The sequence below is a fragment of the Candidatus Uabimicrobium helgolandensis genome, from assembly GCF_041508025.1.
Classification (GTDB): Bacteria; Planctomycetota; Uabimicrobiia; order Uabimicrobiales; family Uabimicrobiaceae; genus Uabimicrobium; species Uabimicrobium helgolandensis.
Window position 1 is genome coordinate 1,520,238 of record NZ_CP165719.1, and the last position, 17,357, is coordinate 1,537,594.

Annotated in this window: 13 protein-coding genes; 11 read left to right on the forward strand and 2 right to left on the reverse strand. The window is 34.5% G+C overall.

Annotation, left to right across the window (positions count from 1 at the left end):
- The first annotated feature begins 208 nt into the window (after positions 1 to 208).
- The 9 genes from UABHE_RS05525 (at position 209) to UABHE_RS05565 (ending at position 10,065) form a co-directional block, all read left to right on the forward strand.
- Positions 209 to 1,834 (forward strand): response regulator, encoded by a 1,626-nt coding sequence (locus UABHE_RS05525; RefSeq protein ID WP_372369252.1) that lies wholly within the window; start codon positions 209 to 211, stop codon positions 1,832 to 1,834.
- 85 nt (positions 1,835 to 1,919) lie between these two features.
- On the forward strand, positions 1,920 to 2,324 hold the full coding sequence (locus tag UABHE_RS05530) for a hypothetical protein (RefSeq protein WP_372369253.1): 405 nt from the start codon (positions 1,920 to 1,922) through the stop codon (positions 2,322 to 2,324).
- A gap of 2 nt (positions 2,325 to 2,326) precedes the next feature.
- A complete protein-coding gene (locus tag UABHE_RS05535) occupies positions 2,327 to 3,694 on the forward strand; it encodes a DUF6134 family protein (RefSeq protein ID WP_372369254.1) in 1,368 nt (455 codons plus the stop codon).
- 221 nt (positions 3,695 to 3,915) lie between these two features.
- Complete coding sequence (locus UABHE_RS05540; protein ID WP_372369255.1) at positions 3,916 to 4,671, forward strand: FHA domain-containing protein; 756 nt, start codon at positions 3,916 to 3,918, stop codon at positions 4,669 to 4,671.
- The gene (gene asnB, locus UABHE_RS05545; RefSeq protein WP_372369257.1) at positions 4,672 to 6,531 is read left to right on the forward strand and encodes an asparagine synthase (glutamine-hydrolyzing); all 1,860 of its coding nucleotides are present in this window, start codon (positions 4,672 to 4,674) and stop codon (positions 6,529 to 6,531) included.
- A 3-nt stretch (positions 6,532 to 6,534) separates the two neighbouring features.
- The gene (locus tag UABHE_RS05550; protein ID WP_372369258.1) at positions 6,535 to 7,131 is read left to right on the forward strand and encodes a DUF938 domain-containing protein; all 597 of its coding nucleotides are present in this window, start codon (positions 6,535 to 6,537) and stop codon (positions 7,129 to 7,131) included.
- Between the two features lie 2 nt (positions 7,132 to 7,133).
- Positions 7,134 to 7,736 carry a hypothetical protein gene (locus tag UABHE_RS05555; RefSeq protein WP_372369259.1) on the forward strand — a complete coding sequence of 201 codons (603 nt, stop codon included), beginning with the start codon at positions 7,134 to 7,136 and terminating at the stop codon, positions 7,734 to 7,736.
- A gap of 4 nt (positions 7,737 to 7,740) precedes the next feature.
- Positions 7,741 to 9,582 carry a protein kinase gene (locus tag UABHE_RS05560; RefSeq protein WP_372369261.1) on the forward strand — a complete coding sequence of 614 codons (1,842 nt, stop codon included), beginning with the start codon at positions 7,741 to 7,743 and terminating at the stop codon, positions 9,580 to 9,582.
- A gap of 3 nt (positions 9,583 to 9,585) precedes the next feature.
- Positions 9,586 to 10,065, forward strand: coding sequence for a DUF402 domain-containing protein (locus UABHE_RS05565; protein WP_372369262.1), 480 nt, complete (start codon positions 9,586 to 9,588; stop codon positions 10,063 to 10,065).
- A gap of 685 nt (positions 10,066 to 10,750) precedes the next feature.
- Here UABHE_RS05565 and UABHE_RS05570 read toward each other — a convergent pair.
- Both UABHE_RS05570 and UABHE_RS05575 read right to left on the reverse strand, forming a co-directional pair.
- Positions 10,751 to 12,163 carry an MBL fold metallo-hydrolase RNA specificity domain-containing protein gene (locus tag UABHE_RS05570; protein ID WP_372369263.1) on the reverse strand — a complete coding sequence of 471 codons (1,413 nt, stop codon included), beginning with the start codon at positions 12,161 to 12,163 and terminating at the stop codon, positions 10,751 to 10,753.
- On the reverse strand, positions 12,144 to 12,545 hold the full coding sequence (locus UABHE_RS05575) for a DoxX-like family protein (protein WP_372369265.1): 402 nt from the start codon (positions 12,543 to 12,545) through the stop codon (positions 12,144 to 12,146). The genes UABHE_RS05570 and UABHE_RS05575 overlap by 20 nt, the downstream gene beginning before the upstream one ends.
- Positions 12,546 to 12,699: 154 nt before the next feature.
- Between UABHE_RS05575 and UABHE_RS05580 the strand changes: the two genes are divergently transcribed.
- Positions 12,700 to 14,895: a HEAT repeat domain-containing protein gene (locus UABHE_RS05580; protein ID WP_372369266.1), complete on the forward strand. Its 2,196-nt coding sequence runs from the start codon at positions 12,700 to 12,702 to the stop codon at positions 14,893 to 14,895.
- A gap of 11 nt (positions 14,896 to 14,906) precedes the next feature.
- Positions 14,907 to 17,162 carry a PQQ-binding-like beta-propeller repeat protein gene (locus UABHE_RS05585; protein WP_372369267.1) on the forward strand — a complete coding sequence of 752 codons (2,256 nt, stop codon included), beginning with the start codon at positions 14,907 to 14,909 and terminating at the stop codon, positions 17,160 to 17,162.
- The last annotated feature ends 195 nt before the right edge of the window (positions 17,163 to 17,357 follow it).

The following is a 17,357-nucleotide window of genomic DNA, read 5'->3' on the forward strand; positions in this document are numbered from 1 at the left end:
ACATTTTCTCTGCAAATGAAATGTGTAGATTGGTCGCGTAATTTATTTTTTTTGAATGATTTACGGTCGATTACTGCACCTCGTTTTGCAATGTAGTTTCAGATAATAATGATGTTAGCCCAAGTATTTCAAATTTAAAATCTTGCGGCTTAATTAACTCTTATTTTGTACTTCCTAATAGATTTAGTTTGAAGAAAGGAAGTTTGTTTTGTTAAAAAAAGTGCATAAGACCCCTAAAAAAATATTACTAGTTGACCATGAAGACCCTATTAGAGAAATTTTACGTTCCGTTTTAGAGGGGGCTGGTTACATCGTAGTTACAGCGAGAAATAGGGAAGAAGCGTTAAAAAAAATAGACAAAAAACTTCCAGATATAATTATTTCAGAGGCCGAGTTACCTCCTGTAAAAAGTGGTTTTCATTTTTATAAACATCTTAAAGCTGAAGCAAAAACAGCAAGTATACCATTTATTTTTTTGACGGCTGTTGAAGAAAAAATAGTTAGCAAACTACTTAAAGCTCAAGATGGCTACATCAACAAACCTGTAAAATCACAAGATTTTTTAGAAAAAGTAGATACCTTTATTGGCAAGCGAATACAAAAAGCAGCGCCTGAGGTAAAAAAAACAAGGCGAACTAAGGTAAAACAAGAAAAATCGGTGATCAAAGTTCTAGATTTCAATATTGATAAGCTTCCAAAACCAGCAAGATCAAAAAATATTAATCATCCGATTATGCCATTGCCTCCTGGTCATTCCACAAAATTTTTTAGTAATCCAAGTGGGGCCTTTGATCTTAAAATGCTGAAAACCGCGATGGTAAAAGCTGCCAGAGGTTTCAAGAGCGGTGTTGTTGACTATGATAATATGTTATTTCCGAGAGTTGAGGAAACAGCGGTACGCAAGAGACTTGTTCCAGTAAAAATGCCTGAAAAACTCGAACCTGTTCCTGTTGATAACGATATGATGGTTGTTGATTTGGAATTGACAGAGGATGGTGTATTCCAAGAAGATCATCTTCTTCAAGAATTAAATGAGGATATCTTAGAAGCCGAAGATAGAACTGAAAATAATTTGAGAAGCGTGTTTTTGCAACATTTTGCAAATAAATCACCTGACTTCCAAACAGGTATTTTTGATGATTTAGTTGTTTTAGATAATAAATATTCTATTCTTTATAGTGATAAAGAAATAGATAATATATCTCAAGTTCGCGAGACTTGGGAAGAATTTTTGCACAACCTTCGCTCTCTATCTATAAGAAGTGAACTTAAGGGAAATACTTCCTATCTGTGGATGGAAACAGAGGATGAAAACTTTTTATTGGTAAACTCTCCACAAAAAGAAATACTACCATTTGCAAGTGTTAGCGACGCACCAATGGAGGCGATATTTGCCGATGGAGAGCAGCAAAGTAGAGAATCCATTCCTGATACTACTTTTTTTCTTTTGCCTAATTTGAACTGCACAATGCCAATTATAACGCGAAGTAAAGTTTGTGGTATGATTGCTAAGCTCGTTAGTGGCTTCAACATTGAGGACAAAGTCAATGCTGTTGTTCAAAATAAAAATAGTGGACAACTTATTGCTACAACCGAGGAACAGGAAAACTGCGAGCAAGTTTTTCAGTGTGCTCACGATCTTTTTTCTGTCGCTGGTTTATGCAATCAAGTTTGTGAAATAGGGTTCAACACTAATTATGTGCTTATTGAAACGGAAGATCAAAATTTACTATTTGTTAATGATGAAAACAAAGATCTATTTATTTCGTGTTTGGATACGCGGATTGTAGTACCTGGTTTAAAAAATCATGAGGGTCAACAACAATTAAAGTGACAGTAAGGGGCTTTCTTTCAAGTCCTAAAAGCGAAAATTAGTCACGAAAAATGGTATGCTTTGTAAATTTTCTCGGAGAAAATAAATGTCTAACGAAATACTAAAAAAAGAAATTGAAAAGAGCTTAAGAGAAATGGGGCTACTCGATGAAGACTTAGTCGACGCAGTAGAATGCGTTGCATTTCTTCGAGAAAAACTTGAACCTGTCGTTCGAGAATTTGAAAGCAAGGGTTTGCCTGGAAGTATTGCAATTGCCAATGACCAAGATGCAATTGCTGCTGTTGATGAAATCACTGAACGTGTGGTAAATAGACAAGGACTTTTAGAAAAAGCTATGATGGGCGAAGATATTCATGATAGTTTGGCAAGCATAAAAGCGAAAGTAGAGTCTTTAATCGTGGGTTCAGAAGTTGCAGCTCGTACCATTGAGCAAATGCAAGAAGCTACAAAAAAAATGCGTACAACAAATCGTAACAAGATAAGGGAATAATTATGCACAAATTTGTTCTATTCTTTTTAGTGGCTTTATTTTGTCTAGGTTGTAAAAATGGGCAAAAAAATGATACTACCTCAATTGCTACTAGTAAAACAAATGAGCCAGAAAATATCGAAAATTCACCTTCTACACAAGATAATCATATAGCTAACAAAGAGGAAAAATCCTCAAACAGCGAACAACAAAAAAGTGTTGTTGATTTATCTTTTGAGAATGACTCTACAAATGATGTAGATAAGACACATGAACTAAAAGATAAACTCCCTTCGGCAATTTCAGAAGTACCCGAAATTAACTTAGCTGAAGAAGCAGAAATTAACTTAGCTGAAGAAACAGAGAAAAACTCTAATGAGTTGGGGGCAGAAGCTCATTACCAAGAACAAGAAACAGAAGAGAATTTTCAAAAAGAAGATCGAACTACAGTAGACGCTGAAACAGAAGAAAATATTGAAGAAAATTCTAACAAAAAATCAGAAGAAACCTCTTTCGAAGAGTTTGAGGAAACTTCTTTTGAAGAATCAAATTCTAATGCAGAAGTAGACACCACTTCTGAAAATGCAGCAAAGGCTGAAAAAGATCGTTTAGCGCGTGAAGCGCAAATGAAAGCTCAAAAAGATCGTTTAGCTCGCGAAGCACAAATGAAGGCCGAAAAAGATCGCTTAGCGCGCGAAGCGCAAATGAAAGCTCAAAAAGATCGTTTAGCTCGCGAAGCACAAATGAAGGCTGAAAAAGAAAAAAAACGTTATTGGAATTTGTTATTAGCAAAAAAAGGTACATACTACTACGATATTTATATTGATAAAACAAAACGAGGGACACAAGTAACATCTATCTCAGCAAATAATGGAAGCATTGTTGTTAAACTAGATGTATCTATTGATGTGAGTACTTGGTATTATTCGTATAAATTTAAGCAAACATCTACAGAAGTGTGGCGAGATGATATCCCTCAAAGCTACGACTGTTTTCAAGATGATAATGGTACGAAAACAACTCTTAAACTAAAGAAAACATCCTCCTCTGGCTATAGCATGACGTTTAAAGGAAAAACAACTTCGCTAAGTCATCCTGTTATTCCAGGATCATCTTGGAATTTAATGGACGCTTACGAAAAATACCCTAATTTTGTTGTCATTGATGGTGGGCAAGGTACAACAGTAAAACATTCAAAATCAAAAATCAAGTTCCACAACGATGAAAAAATTAAAGTAGGTAGTGGTTATATAAAATGTAAACATTTTAGCCCAACAACTGGGGAAAAGTGGTCGGCGTGGTATAGTACTAATGATGGAAGTTTTGTTCGTTATACTGATGTTGTAGACGGTTATTTCTACGATACAGTACTTACAAAAATACAAAAATAATAAAATCACGCTCGCGCTCTAATTGATGACAGCCTTTGATATGCAGGCCACAGAGATTTTTTCTCTGTGGCTTTGTTTATGTCTAACAATAGAATTTATAGATAGGAGTGTACCGCTCCTATTAAATTTATAATTTTGTCGAATTGCAAAAATTTTATGTAAACTACTGCTTTAAATTTTTTGTTTCTTCGCTTAAATTTCGAATCTTAAGGTAATGTTTCATGGATACAAGTCAAAAATTCATCGACTGCGCTTTACAACAAAAGTATATCACCTTAAAGCATGTACAAGAATGTAAAGAAATTCAACAGAATTTCCCAACTTTAACTATCGAACAAATTCTTATCACTCATAATTTTTTAGACGAAGCAAAAGCTAAAATTATTCACGCTATTTTAAAATACAAAAATGAAGAATTAGACGAAAAGTTAAATACAACTGTAAAACGAAAAAAAGACCGCGTTGTTGCAGATGTTTTATTGCATGAAGAACTAGTAACATCTGATGAAATTTTAAAACTCGTTTCTTTGCAAAAACGTTTACAAAAAGAAGGAATGAATTATTCACTTATCAATGTGGCGATTGCAAAGGGATTTTTATGGCCAAATGGCGAATGGGGAAATTGGATAGAGTTGCCAAAAAATGAGCAACATAAAGAAATTCTTTTTCTGATAAAAAGTGATAAAAACGCTGGAAAAAGTTTCCTGATAAACAAAGAAGAATTACTTATAAAGTTTCTTGCTAAAGGAGATTGGACCATCGGACGCTTTGCAAATACAAATAAAGTTGTTGTGGATGACAATACTGTTTCTCGGGTTCACTGTAAATTCTCTATTGCGCAAGAACAATGGACAGTTGCAGATATGATGAGTTCTCTAGGAATTTATGTAAACGAAGAAAAGGTACAAAAGAAACAGCTAAAAAATAATGATATTATTCGGATTGCTCAAAAACAATTTCATGTAAAAGTTCGATAAATGTGTGGTATTTTTGGTAGTACAAATATTCGTGCTGAAAACAAATGGATAAAAGAAGCAAGCAAACTTTTATCTCATCGCGGACCAGATGAACAAAATACATGGCATGACTCAGAAAACGGAGTCGTTATGGGACATGCACGATTGTCTGTTATTGATCTTTCTGTCGGCGGCCGACAACCAATGCATTCAAAATGTAAACGTTATACCATCGTTTACAACGGCGAAATATACAACTATCTTCAGATCAAAAAAACTTTGCAAAAAAAAGGAGTACTTTTTGAAAGTAACTCTGACACAGAAGTTATTTTAGCTGCTATTGAAATATGGGGATTAAATAAAACTCTAAACACTGTTTCGGGAATGTATGCTTTCGCCCTATGGGATAAAAATCAAAAAACTTTGCATCTTGTTCGTGATCGCGTTGGCATAAAACCTCTTTACTATGCTAATTTTGGTGATTTTTGGGTTTTTTCTTCAGAGCTGAAGCCTATTATTGCTCATCCCGGATGCGAACAAGAAATAGATCGTAATGCCTTGGCTTTGTATATGAAGTATAAGTATGTTCCATCTCCTAATTGTATTTTTCACAATGTATATAAATTACCACCAGCAACTATATTAAGTATTTCGGCGTCATCTACTAAAAGTCAAACTTACTGGAATATAAATAGTACTCTTTCTCAACAAATTTTTTTTGAAGACCAAAGAGAAGCGCAAGAACAATTAGAAAAAACTCTCGGTAATAGTGTTCGGGAACATATGTTATCTGATGTTCCACTAGGAGCTTTTTTATCTGGAGGAGTAGACTCTGCGACAATTGTTGCTCTTATGTCTGAAAATCATTCGCGTATCAAAACTTTCAATATTGGTTTTACTGAAAGTAGTCATGATGAATCATCTACCGCGCAGTCAGTTGCTCAGCACTTAGGAACAGATCATACGCAGGTAATACTCACAGCGAAAGAAGCGCAGCAAAAAATACCACTTTTACCTCTCGCTTTCGATGAGCCGTTTGCCGATTCATCGCAAATACCAATGTTGTTAGTTTCTGAAATAGCAAGAAAAAAAGTTACTGTTGCCTTATCAGGTGATGGTGGAGATGAATTATTTGCAGGATATAATCGCTACATTTTTGCCCCTAAAGTCATTAAATTATCTCGCGTTCCTGGTAGCAAACTTATCAGTCGCTTACTTCTTAAAATACCTAATTATTTGTGGGATATGCCCTTTACGTATAACAAAAAGTGGCAATTAGCAGATCGCATAAAAAAAGTGGCGCATATTTTATCTAAGAATTCACCAAGTGATGTCTATGAGTATTTAGTGTCTTGTTGGCAAGAAGATTCGATTGTAAAGCAAGCAGAGCCACTTCCATTTTCTGGTGGGATAACTAAGGAAAATTTCATAGAAGATATGATGTTGAGCGATTTTTCTTCTTATCTTGTTGATGATATACTAACGAAAGTCGACAGAGCTTCGATGTTTTATAGTCTTGAAGCTCGTGTGCCGTATTTAGATCATCGCGTTGTAGAGTGTGCAATGAGAATTCCATTACACATGAAAATTAACAATGGTGTTGGCAAAAATATACTGCGAAAGATTCTCTACAAACGCGTTCCGCAAAATTTATTTTGTTCTCCCAAAATGGGTTTTGCTTTACCACTTCATAAATGGTTGCGAACTTCTCTGCAAGATTGGGCTGAAGATGTTTTGTCATCCCCGCAGTTAAATGATTTTTTTGATATGCAAAAGATTTTACACATGTGGAAACAGCACAAATCGGGGAACAAAAATTACCAAGAGCAGTTATGGAGTGTTTTGATGTTTCAATTATGGTTAGAAAAATACAAAGGATAAAATATGTACAAACCTTTCTCTGAAGCTTGTGAAAGAAATAAAGCACCTATTTTAGAAAAAATAACAAGCATATTTTGTGAAAAAGGTCATGCTTTAGAAATCGGAAGTGGTACTGGACAACACGCTGTTTATTTTGCGAAAAACATGCCTCATTTGCAGTGGCAAACAAGTGATGTAAAGAGTAACCATGAGGCTATTTATATGTGGCTAGATGATGCGAATCTTAAAAATATATTGCCTCCTCTAGAACTGGATGTTAGTAATAAAGTACACTGGCCTCATACTCAGTTTAACTACATTTTTACAGCCAATACATGCCACATTATGGGTTGGAAAGATGTAATTAATATGTTTTCCTTAATTGGAAAAATAATGCTTAGCAAGGGAAATCTTTGTGTTTATGGTCCATTTAAATATAATGGTGAGTATACTAGTGAATCTAACAAGAGTTTTGATTTACACTTGCAAAGTGTACATGCGCAAATGGGAATTCGTAACTTCGAAGATATGCAAAATCTAGCGCACGAACAACAGCTAAAACTAATTTGCGATTATAAAATGCCAGCGAATAATCAATTGTTACATTTTCAGAAAGTTTAAGAATGAAACAAGCTATGAACATAGTAGCAGTTACTATTTTTTTTAGCGTACTGTATGCTGTACTACGCTATAATGTTTTTGGGGACGTGCCGTGGGAACAGCTACCTATATATATAGTAAATAAAGCAATCTCTCTTTCTGCGATATTTTGTATATCGCTGTCTGTTATATGGAGTAAACTACCATCTAACGATGTTCATGTTCGAAAGTTTTTAGGGTTATATGGATTTGTTTTGGCGATTTTACATGTACTTCTTTCGATAATGATTCTCTCTCCAGAGTACTATTCTTCATTTTTTGTTGACAAAAAACTTTACTTTTTTGCTAGCACAATATTATTGTGCGGAGCTTTAGCTTTTATTTTTTTTCTACTAGCGGCTTCGTGTTCTGTTATAGCTACACGAATAAGCGTCAGTTATATAAGTGTTTGCGTCTCTACTGGAATGCTTTTTGCCGCAGCACATATTTTTTTGCGCGGGCAAAATAGTTGGAAGACGCCTTTTGATTGGTATGGTTATATGCCACCTATTAGTTTAGTTGGTTTTGCTACTATCATTATGGCCTTTGTAAGTAAAAGTGTAAAAAAAACCGAAGAATCGAGTTAATTTTATGTTGATAAACCATCGATACAAATTACAAAACCAACTTGGTCAAGGTGGTATGGGAACAGTGTATCTTGGTTTAGACACTCATACAAATAGTTTAGTCGCCATTAAAGAAACCTTAATCTTACCATCTGTAAATGCCCAAAAAAGATTAAAACGCTTACAGAGAGAATTTCATTTTTCACAACAAATAACACATCCTAATATTGTCAAAGGACTTGATTTTTTCGAATTTCAAAATACTCATTATATAATTCTTGAATATGTAGATGGTCGTTCTCTTGAACAAATTCTACAAAAGAAAGCTGATGAGATAGATGTAAATTTACAATTGCAGATAGCCATTCAAATTTGTGATGCAATCGCTTGTTTAAACGAGCAAGGAATTATACATCGCGATATAAAGCCCGCAAATATTATTTTGCCGAAAAATAATCAGCCCAAAATATTAGATCTTGGTATTGCAAAGGATGTGGAAGAAAAAGGAACAATGCTCACTCAACAAGGTAGCGTAATAGGGACATTTCCGTATATGAGTCCTGAACAGTTTTCTACTGGAGTAAGTAAAAAAACAGATGCATTTGCTTTGGGAGCTATGCTTTATCAGTTCTTTTTGTGGTTACCTCAATCTCCTTATGATGCAAACACTCCTGTTCAAATTATGGACAAAATCACTAACATTGGGCTTCCCCCTCTTGTCGATGTAGTAAAAATTCCACACCCACTCTATAACAGTATTTCACTTATTTTAGAACAAGCTTTACATATTGAAGTAAAAAAACGTATTACCACGCGCCAACTTACTCAAAAATTACAACAAATTTCTAGACATAAAACAAAAAGAGTGACCGCGAAAAGGAAAAACACCACGAGAGTTTATCGCAGGAAATCGCAAGATCAAAAAAAGCAAAAATTTATTGTTGTTTCTGTATTTATTGTAGTATTTATTGGTGTTTTTCTAGCGAGTTTTCAAAGTGATCCAATTGAAAAAATAGAAAAAAAAGCTGAAATGCTATATATACAAAAAGAATATATTGCAGCAATGAAAGTTTATGACTTTCTTCTCAAACGCAATAATAAAAATGTCAATTTATATAAAAAACAAGCGAACATTTGTATCGCTATACAGAAACAACAACGAGCCTTGCAGTACTTAAATAAAGCTTTGAATCTTACGAATGAAGATAGCGATCTCTTTTATCTTCGCGGACAAGTATTTGTGTCTATAAATAAAATAGAACAAGGTATAAGTGATTTTAAAAAGGCGATTGATTTAAGTCCTGAAAGTGCAAAGCTACATGCCATTTTAGGACAGATTTATTATTGTGAAAAGCAATATAATAACGCAATTCATTCGTTTAGGGCAGTTTTAGATTTTGAAAAAAATAATGCACAAGCTCTTATGGGTTTAGGCGCTTCTAACTTTTATGTATATGGATACCATGGTGCAATTGGGTTTTTAAATCGTTCTATTGAATTATCTCCGGAAAATGCAAATTTTTATCATACTAGAGGAAAAATTTACCAAAAAAGTTCTAAACGCAAAAAAGCAATAAGTGATTTTAACTTGGCTATCAAATATGATCCTGGTAAGGAAGAATACTACAATGATAGAGGAGTTTGTTACAGAGAAATGAAAAAAAGAAAGAGTGCAATTTATGACTTTTCGAAAGCAATTCAACTAAATACTGAATATAGTAACGCTTACTACAATCGAGGCTTAGTATATTATTCTTTAAACAATAATTCTTTAGCACTTAAAGATTTTCAAAAAGCCATTAAGCTACAACCAAGTTTAAAATCGTCATTAAAATCTATAATTCAAAAATTATCGCGGAAAAGATAAGATATGGACAATTCACTTACCATTCACAAGTGTGATCATCAAGGAAATGATGTTTTTAGGTACCAAGCACAGTGCATACATAGCAATAAGCAGCGAATGATAGTCCAGGCTAGCTTTGTAAGTCATAAGGACTATGATATTTTCGGTTTACAACTTAAAAATGGTGATAAATGCATCGAGGCATTTTATTTTGAGAAATGGTATAATATATTTGAGATTTATGATGGTGAAAGCAATGATATACGTGGGTGGTACTGCAATATAACAAAGCCTATAGTTATAAAAGATAGCCATTTGTATTACTATGATTTAGCGCTGGACATTATCGCTTTTCCAAATGGTCGAAAAATTGTAGTTGATGAAGACGAGTTTATAGAACTTTCCTTAACAAAAGAGGTTAGATTTAAAGCACAAGAAGCCTTGAAAGAGCTGCACATACTGCTTGAAAAGGAAATACCTCTTTGTTATAGTTCTAAAGAATAATTTTGCAATGTTTCAATATTTAAATAGCCGTTTTCAAAATGTATAGGTTTTTTGAGTATATCATGTTTTAGTTTTAAGTTCACAAGGGTGAGTAACTCCTTCTTGGCTAGCCATAATAGCACCAAAGATAGTTCCAAGTCCGCAGCTAGCTTGAGAACCAAACATAACACCTTTGTTATGTAAAACTGCTTGCTGTAACATTTTTTGTGAATAAGAAAAACCCGTACGTGCTGTTTTGATGTTTAAAATATCGAATGTGTTGCACTGTAATTCTCGTTGTAGATTTTCGAGAGTAAAGCAAGAGTCGTCAGCAATAATAGGAAGGAATAATAATTTGATCTGTTAGTGTACGACGATTAGGCAATAATAAGAAACCAGGGTTTTTTTTAGTAGAGCCTCGATGGTAGAACTCTTACCTACTCCCGTAAGACCAACAATAAATATAATATTTGAATGCACTTGTTTTTTGTTCATTTCCTATTCCAAATAGAAGTAGGGACAACTTTTATTTTTATTTATGGATGTCCGCGAAAAGAAGAATAAAACGTTTGTTTTAGTTATTATATCGATTGTCGCGGACACCCTCATCTTTGTTTAGAGGTGTCCGCGAAAACAAGAATAAGAACATTTGTTTTGGATAGAGCATTAAAGTTGCGATTTTTGATTTCTGTATATCGTTACAATATTAAGGAATAAGAACATTTATGTCAGGGAATTCTTTTTGTAAAACGTCCTGAAATATCCTTTTTATACGATCATCTCCGTGAACAAGTCTTATTTCTTGAGGTTTCTTTTTCATTTTGCGTACAAAATCAAGTAGTCCTTCTTGATCGGCGTGTGCAGAATAACCGCGCAAGGTGTGTATTTGGGCTTTAATATCAAAACGTTTACCGTCTATATCCACATACCCTCCACGTGGTCCGTATTTTTGGATATCTCGTCCTGGAGTTCCTACAGATTGATAACCTACAAACACCACGTCAGTGCGAGAATCGCCAAGCATACTTTTTAGATAATTGACAACACGTCCACCTGTACACATACCACTTGCGGCAATCACAATCGTTGGTCTTGCTGTTTTAGACAAGTATTCAACCGTCGAAAGATGTTCTTTATGGTCGCCGATTGTTGTCATTTGGTCGAATGCTAGAGGATGACGACCTTTTTTAACCACGTCTTGTGCTTCGTAGTCCCAAAAATCTTTGAGAGATTTGTATACCTCTGTAAAATTATTGGCTAAAGGAGAATCAATAACAACTTCAACGTCTTCCCATTTCCCTTTGTCGTGGGCCTTAGTTTCTCCAAATTCATGAATGATTTGCTCAAACTCGTAAAGTAATTCTTGGGTACGTCCAATACTAAATGCTGGAATAATAATAACTCCTCGGTCTTTAAAACAGTGTTCTACGATTGATTTTAGTACTTTTCGTCTTTCCTTGCGGCCATTATGGTTTTTGTCGCCGTAAGTACTTTCTAAAATCAATACGTCTGTTCCCTCTGGTGCGTTAGGCGAAATTAGAATAGGTGTATGTGTTGCTCCTAAATCTCCAGAAAAGAGAACTTGATCGACTTTGTTATTTTCTTTTATTTCACATTCCACATAAGCAGAACCGATAACATGGCCCGCTGGAGAAAATTTTATTTTTAGTTCCGCATTTTGAGTAGGTAACTCTATGTTATGCCATTTTCCATATTCAACGGCTACAATACGTTCTTCGATAAGATCAATAAAACGTTCAATCAGACGCTTATTTTTCGTTACCCCAATGTGTAGAGCATCTTTTAGTATAAGAGGTAAAAGCTTTGCTGTAGGCATTGTACAAATAATTGATCCATCGAACCCTGCACCTAGTAAGTATGGTATACGTCCGACATGATCTATGTGGCAGTGGGTCACTACTAAGGCCTTTATATGGCTAATTTCAAATTCAATTTCCAACTGATTAGCGTCAGCACCATCACTAGATTTTTCAGCTCCTTGAAACAGTCCGCAATCAATAAGAATGCCTTCTTTATTATTGATTTTCAATTCGTGACATGAACCAGTAACACCGTCCACCGCTCCGTGGTGTATAATTTCATAAACTGCTTTTTTCATTACATCTCTCCATTTTATTGCACTCTAATGAAATAAGTGATAAGGCGACCATTGTAATACTTAAAGTAGGAGGGTTAAAGGGAAAAATAAACAAACTATTCTCTATCAAAAAAGCCGAAACCAAAAGAACACTTAGTGCCAAGATGTTAAGAAAGTGTAGAAAGTTATACTTTTGAGTTATGATAAACAACAACCCAAAAAAGCATTCTAGTACACCAGCAAAGACTACAATATTTATAGATTGTTCGGTTGTAAAGTACCCATTATGTTCTACCATAGCAACTTCTTGGGGATGAGTGAAAATTATTTTGGGAATTAGTCCTTGGTAGATCCAAGTAATTCCTATGGCAATATTAGAAATCCAACTTATTTTTTTACTCATAAAAATCCTTAATATGAAAAATTGACTTACAACGACAAATCTCTGTAAAAACTATAAACACAAGTGTTATCACTCTTGACAAGTTCCCTATTCGCATGATATCATTAGCCGATACTTATTACCATTTTATCTCCAATGTTTTGAGGAGTTAGTCGTGTCTTTAGATCGTGATAAAATAAAAAAGAAAAGAAGTTCAGGTGCACCGCGAACATCGAGCCGGACTTCAGGAACCGCAAAACCACGCGTAAAATCTGGAAAAACAGCAAGACCGGTATCAAAAACTACAGCAAGACCGGTGTCAAAAACTACAGCAAGACCGGTGTCAAAAACTACAGCAAAAAAACCTGTTGCTGGAAAGCCTCGTACCAAAACGCGAACGGAAAAAAGTGTTCCAAGGAAAACAAAGCCTACAACTAGAGCTAAAAAAGTAGAAAGAGCTCCGCAAGTTAGGCAACCTAAACCACCAAAGCAACCTAAAAAAATTAAATTTCCTAAACTAGGTATTAAAAAATCAGAGAAAAAAACAAAAGGGCGTGTTTATCGAAGTGTAAAAGAAAGATCTTTTATTCCGCTACTTGCTTTAATACTCATCATTGGTGGAGGTGTTGGTTTTAGTTATTGGTATAGCATGCAAGCTCCTATTCGTTTAGTAGGAGACCTAAAAAACTTCGATATACCAAGTGATTTGGATAATTTTGACCCGCGCAATGATCCTGTTCTTGTACCGATTTTACGAGAAGGTGAGCGTTGTTTACCGGAACTAATAAAACAATATCCGACAATGAAAGAAAATGAAAAAATAGGCACGCTTGCTTTAGTACGCTTTTTCAGTAGCTCAGATAATATGCAAATTTTAAGCCTTGCACTACTCAGTGAAAATGAACGTTTGGGAAGTCTTGCTGCAACTGCTACGGGGTATATGGGCGATTTAGCAGTAAGCGCTTTGAAAGAAGATTTGAAAAAAGCTTCAGAAAAACAGCAGAAATACGTGATAAGTGCTTTAGGGAAAACAAAAACAGTAGAAGCTCTCGATACTCTTCTAGCGGAAACGGAAAAGAAAAACCTCAATCCTGATACAAAAAAATATATTATTGAGGCGCTTGCAAACTACGAAGAAGAAAAAGCCGCAAAGGGAATTATTGAACTTGGTATTGACAAAAATCATTCTGTTATTGAAAAAACTATCAAAACATTGGAAATTCATCGCCAAAATCAGATATTAAATCCTTATGCAAATAGTTTAGTTGAACTGGTAGAAAATCGACTTATAGAAAGTGAAAGTGCTGTAGAGCGTGCGCGTCTCATCGATATTATTGGTGTGATAGGTAAATGTACGAAACCTTCTGGAGACAACTATATTAACTATTTCAGAGGTTCGGTACGCAAGGCCCTGAAGAGTAGCAATAGTGAAGAGAAAGCAGCAGCAGCTCGAACCTTGGGAGTATTTGGTGATGACGAGTACATTGACCGTTTGTTTGGCTTGTTACGCAGTAAGTCACAACTTGTTGCAAGCAGTGCGGCTGATGCTTTGATTAACATTGGAGATTCGGAAATCCCTGTAAAAATATTTGAAAATTCACTGACGGATAGCAAGAGTAAGTCATTATTGCTTATTACATCAAAACTTTTTGAAAAGTACTATTTGTATATTTTAAAAGATCAAAAAATTCAAGAAGCTGTCGAACAAATTTTCAAAGTACTACATCGTCATCGAAAAGATACAAAAATAAAAGAATCTTATTCTGAGTTGTTGTTTCGCTATACAGAAACGTCTCCATTTAAAATGTCTAGCAATGATAATAAAATGTTGATGTCGATGATTATGAAAACATCTATTCCTCCAAAGAGAACAAAGAAAATATTAACAAGAGAAGAAGAACTTGCGTTAACTCTAACAAAACGCGAAAAATTATTTGCAATTATTGAGCGTTATCTAAAAAATTCTCCTGAAGATCAAAATTTAAAAATCTTTTTTGCTAGTTTTAATAAATTTAGCGATGAAGATGCTAAAGTACGTATGCATAATGCTTTGCTTGAATATCGTAAAAAGACGAGAGGTTGCCATAGACAAAAGCCTGTGGAAGCTAGTCTTGTTAGTTGGAAAAACTGGTTTCAAACTTTTAAAGAAGTCGAAGCTAAAATAGCTTTGGCAGATAAAAAGATAAACGAAGCTCGGCCATTGATGGAAAAGAAAATCAAAGCTGATTTAGAAAAAGCAGAAAAACTTTTGTTATCTGCACAAAGGATGTATCAAGATATAGAAGAAAAGACCCAGTTTAAGTTTTCGAGTAAAGCAGAGGATATATCAACCTTGCTATACGAAACCAAAAAAGCAAGAGGTATTAAATAAAGAGGCGAACTATGAAAAATTCTTCTATCATTTTGATTTTAATGTTTTGCGTTCTAAGTGTATCTGCACAACAAGCAAAAAAACGTGCTATATATGTTGAAAAAGATAAAGAACTAGAAGAACGCGTGGATGATGCTATCTCAAAACAGATGAGTAGTGAAGCTGAGTACGCTGCCACAGAGTATAGTAAAATTTTAAAAATAAGTTCTGGAATTGTTACTAAGTACCGTAGTAGCAATATCAACGAATTAAAAAAACTCGAAAGTATTATTCGTAAGTACAAAGGAAAGTATTTTTCTTTTCAAAAAGGAAGTACAAAACCAAAGCCTAATATATATATTCGAGAAATATTCGAAAATTTTGATTTGATGCTTACTCCTCAACAACTTGAAATTTTAAGTAGAGGCTATAAAACACCAGCTGCAGAACTATGGAAAATCCAATATGCAAATATAGCACGGGGACTTAATATTGGAATGCGCCCATACCTACATAAACTTCTCAAACAAGTGTCCCCTGAGATAAGACAACACTTTGTGTCTTTTGCAAAAAATAGAAATAGAGCATTAGAGTTGTCTTGGAAAAAGTATCAACCTCAAATTGTAGAAGAATTTTTGGCTAAAGATCCGCTACAGTTGCACTACCAAGATATGCTAGTGCAGCTAGGCGATCTATATTTTGCTTGCGGCCGAATTGATGAAGCTCTAAATGTATGGATAACTCATTTAGAATTTCATCCGAAATACCAACGTGGACTTACTGTTGTAAAAGTAGCAATTGCTGCTTATTTAAACAAAGATATTCATATTTACAAACACTTACACAAAAAATATCGTAGAAGTAATAAAACAATCACAATTGCTGGAGAACAAATATCTGTAGGGAAATTTATAACAGAGATTCCTAAACGATTTTCACATCAGAAGACAAGTGGGTGGTCTAGCTTTAGAGGAAACAATGCAAATAATCAAATAACGAAAGATTTTGATTTTAGTAGAATTACGCGAAAAAATACTGTTTCTTATCGTTACAAAAGAATACAAAGTAAAATTTCGCTACCCGTTTTTGCAAATAATCAGATGTATTTGCGGAGGCCAAATAAATTGATTTGTGTCCGTTTAAATGATATACTTCCTCAAAAAAGCATGAATATGAAATCTAAGTGGGAAGCAAATGATATTCCACTAAATACTCGCAATTTTAAAAATGACCCTGGGTACACAACTGTTACATATAATAATGGGTGTTTGTACTACTTTGCGGCAGGGGCTAAAAATAATACGATTTTTTCTAAAATATACGCGCGGGATGCAGAAACAGGACAGCTCTTGTGGCAATGGCCTGATGAAAGCGTTAAACAAGACCTTCATTTCAATTTCTCTCCAATAGTTTTAGGGAATAAAGTTTTTGCGAGTGCAACGCGATTCACAGGAGAAACAAGTACGGAGATCTATGCTTTTGATATATCAGGTGATCGAGAAATAAAGGATCCTAAGAAGCGTTACAACAGAAAAGGCAAAATGTTATGGCGCCAATTCGTGGGCTCTAAAATAGAAAAAGAGTACTCGAGTACGCAAAATAAAATAACTGCTAGTTCTGGTTTAGTGTGTGCTTATGGAAAAATTTATTGCTGTACTAATCTAGGAGCGGTTGCTGCTATTGATGTTATTGATGGTCATGTTCATTGGTTGAATCAATATCACAACCACAAAAAACAAAAATATCAACTACGTAGCAATGCAATTCCGCGTAAGGTTATGTGGGAAAACGTACCTCCTATTGTAAAAAACGGTAAACTGTATGTAACTCCTACAGATTCAGATAAGTTGTATATTTATGATTGTTTTTCTGGGGCTCTTGAACGAATCTTCCCCGATAATACACAAAACACCGTTTTTGACCGTGTTTTAGGTGTAGATGACAATGCCACGGTTTATATTGCAGGAACAACAAGTTATAAAACACAAATAGTTGCTCTACAAGAAAATAATTCTCGAGAAATTTTGTGGGAAAAAAATGTTTTGGGAGCTATATCAGGAATTGGTAGTTTAAGTAAAAACTATATCTATTTTCCCACAAATGGACAATTTTTATATGCTTTGCGAAAGTCAGATGGTCGTTCTACAAACTTAAACTATAGTAGAGATATTAAATATTTGTTTAGCCGCAGAGGTTTAAGAAATCATACGATCAATAGTTTTGAGTACAACAAACAATCTTATTTTGTTTTGTCAGGAAGAAATAATATAATTTTTTTGCGTGAGTAGGTACGCTTTTATTTTGAATAGAAAGAAATTATCGATGTCTCAAGATGAAAATGCTCTTGAAAACCAAAGTCAATCAGAAAAAAATGATAAGCCGGTAGAGAAAGAAACACCAAAAATTAGTGAGTCGAGTGATATAGAACATACAGAAAAACTGGGACAGACTGTCGACAGTGAAAATGAGGCATCCTCGACGAA

Coding starts and splice junctions, on each gene's coding strand:
- UABHE_RS05530 (WP_372369253.1), top strand. CDS start 1,920: ATGTCTAACGAAATACTAAAAAAAGAAATTGAAAAGAGCTTAAGAGAA.
- UABHE_RS05535 (WP_372369254.1), top strand. CDS start 2,327: ATGCACAAATTTGTTCTATTCTTTTTAGTGGCTTTATTTTGTCTAGGT.
- UABHE_RS05540 (WP_372369255.1), top strand. CDS start 3,916: ATGGATACAAGTCAAAAATTCATCGACTGCGCTTTACAACAAAAGTAT.
- asnB (WP_372369257.1), top strand. CDS start 4,672: ATGTGTGGTATTTTTGGTAGTACAAATATTCGTGCTGAAAACAAATGG.
- UABHE_RS05550 (WP_372369258.1), top strand. CDS start 6,535: ATGTACAAACCTTTCTCTGAAGCTTGTGAAAGAAATAAAGCACCTATT.
- UABHE_RS05555 (WP_372369259.1), top strand. CDS start 7,134: ATGAAACAAGCTATGAACATAGTAGCAGTTACTATTTTTTTTAGCGTA.
- UABHE_RS05560 (WP_372369261.1), top strand. CDS start 7,741: ATGTTGATAAACCATCGATACAAATTACAAAACCAACTTGGTCAAGGT.
- UABHE_RS05565 (WP_372369262.1), top strand. CDS start 9,586: ATGGACAATTCACTTACCATTCACAAGTGTGATCATCAAGGAAATGAT.
- UABHE_RS05570 (WP_372369263.1), bottom strand. CDS start 12,163: ATGAAAAAAGCAGTTTATGAAATTATACACCACGGAGCGGTGGACGGT.
- UABHE_RS05575 (WP_372369265.1), bottom strand. CDS start 12,545: ATGAGTAAAAAAATAAGTTGGATTTCTAATATTGCCATAGGAATTACT.
- UABHE_RS05585 (WP_372369267.1), top strand. CDS start 14,907: ATGAAAAATTCTTCTATCATTTTGATTTTAATGTTTTGCGTTCTAAGT.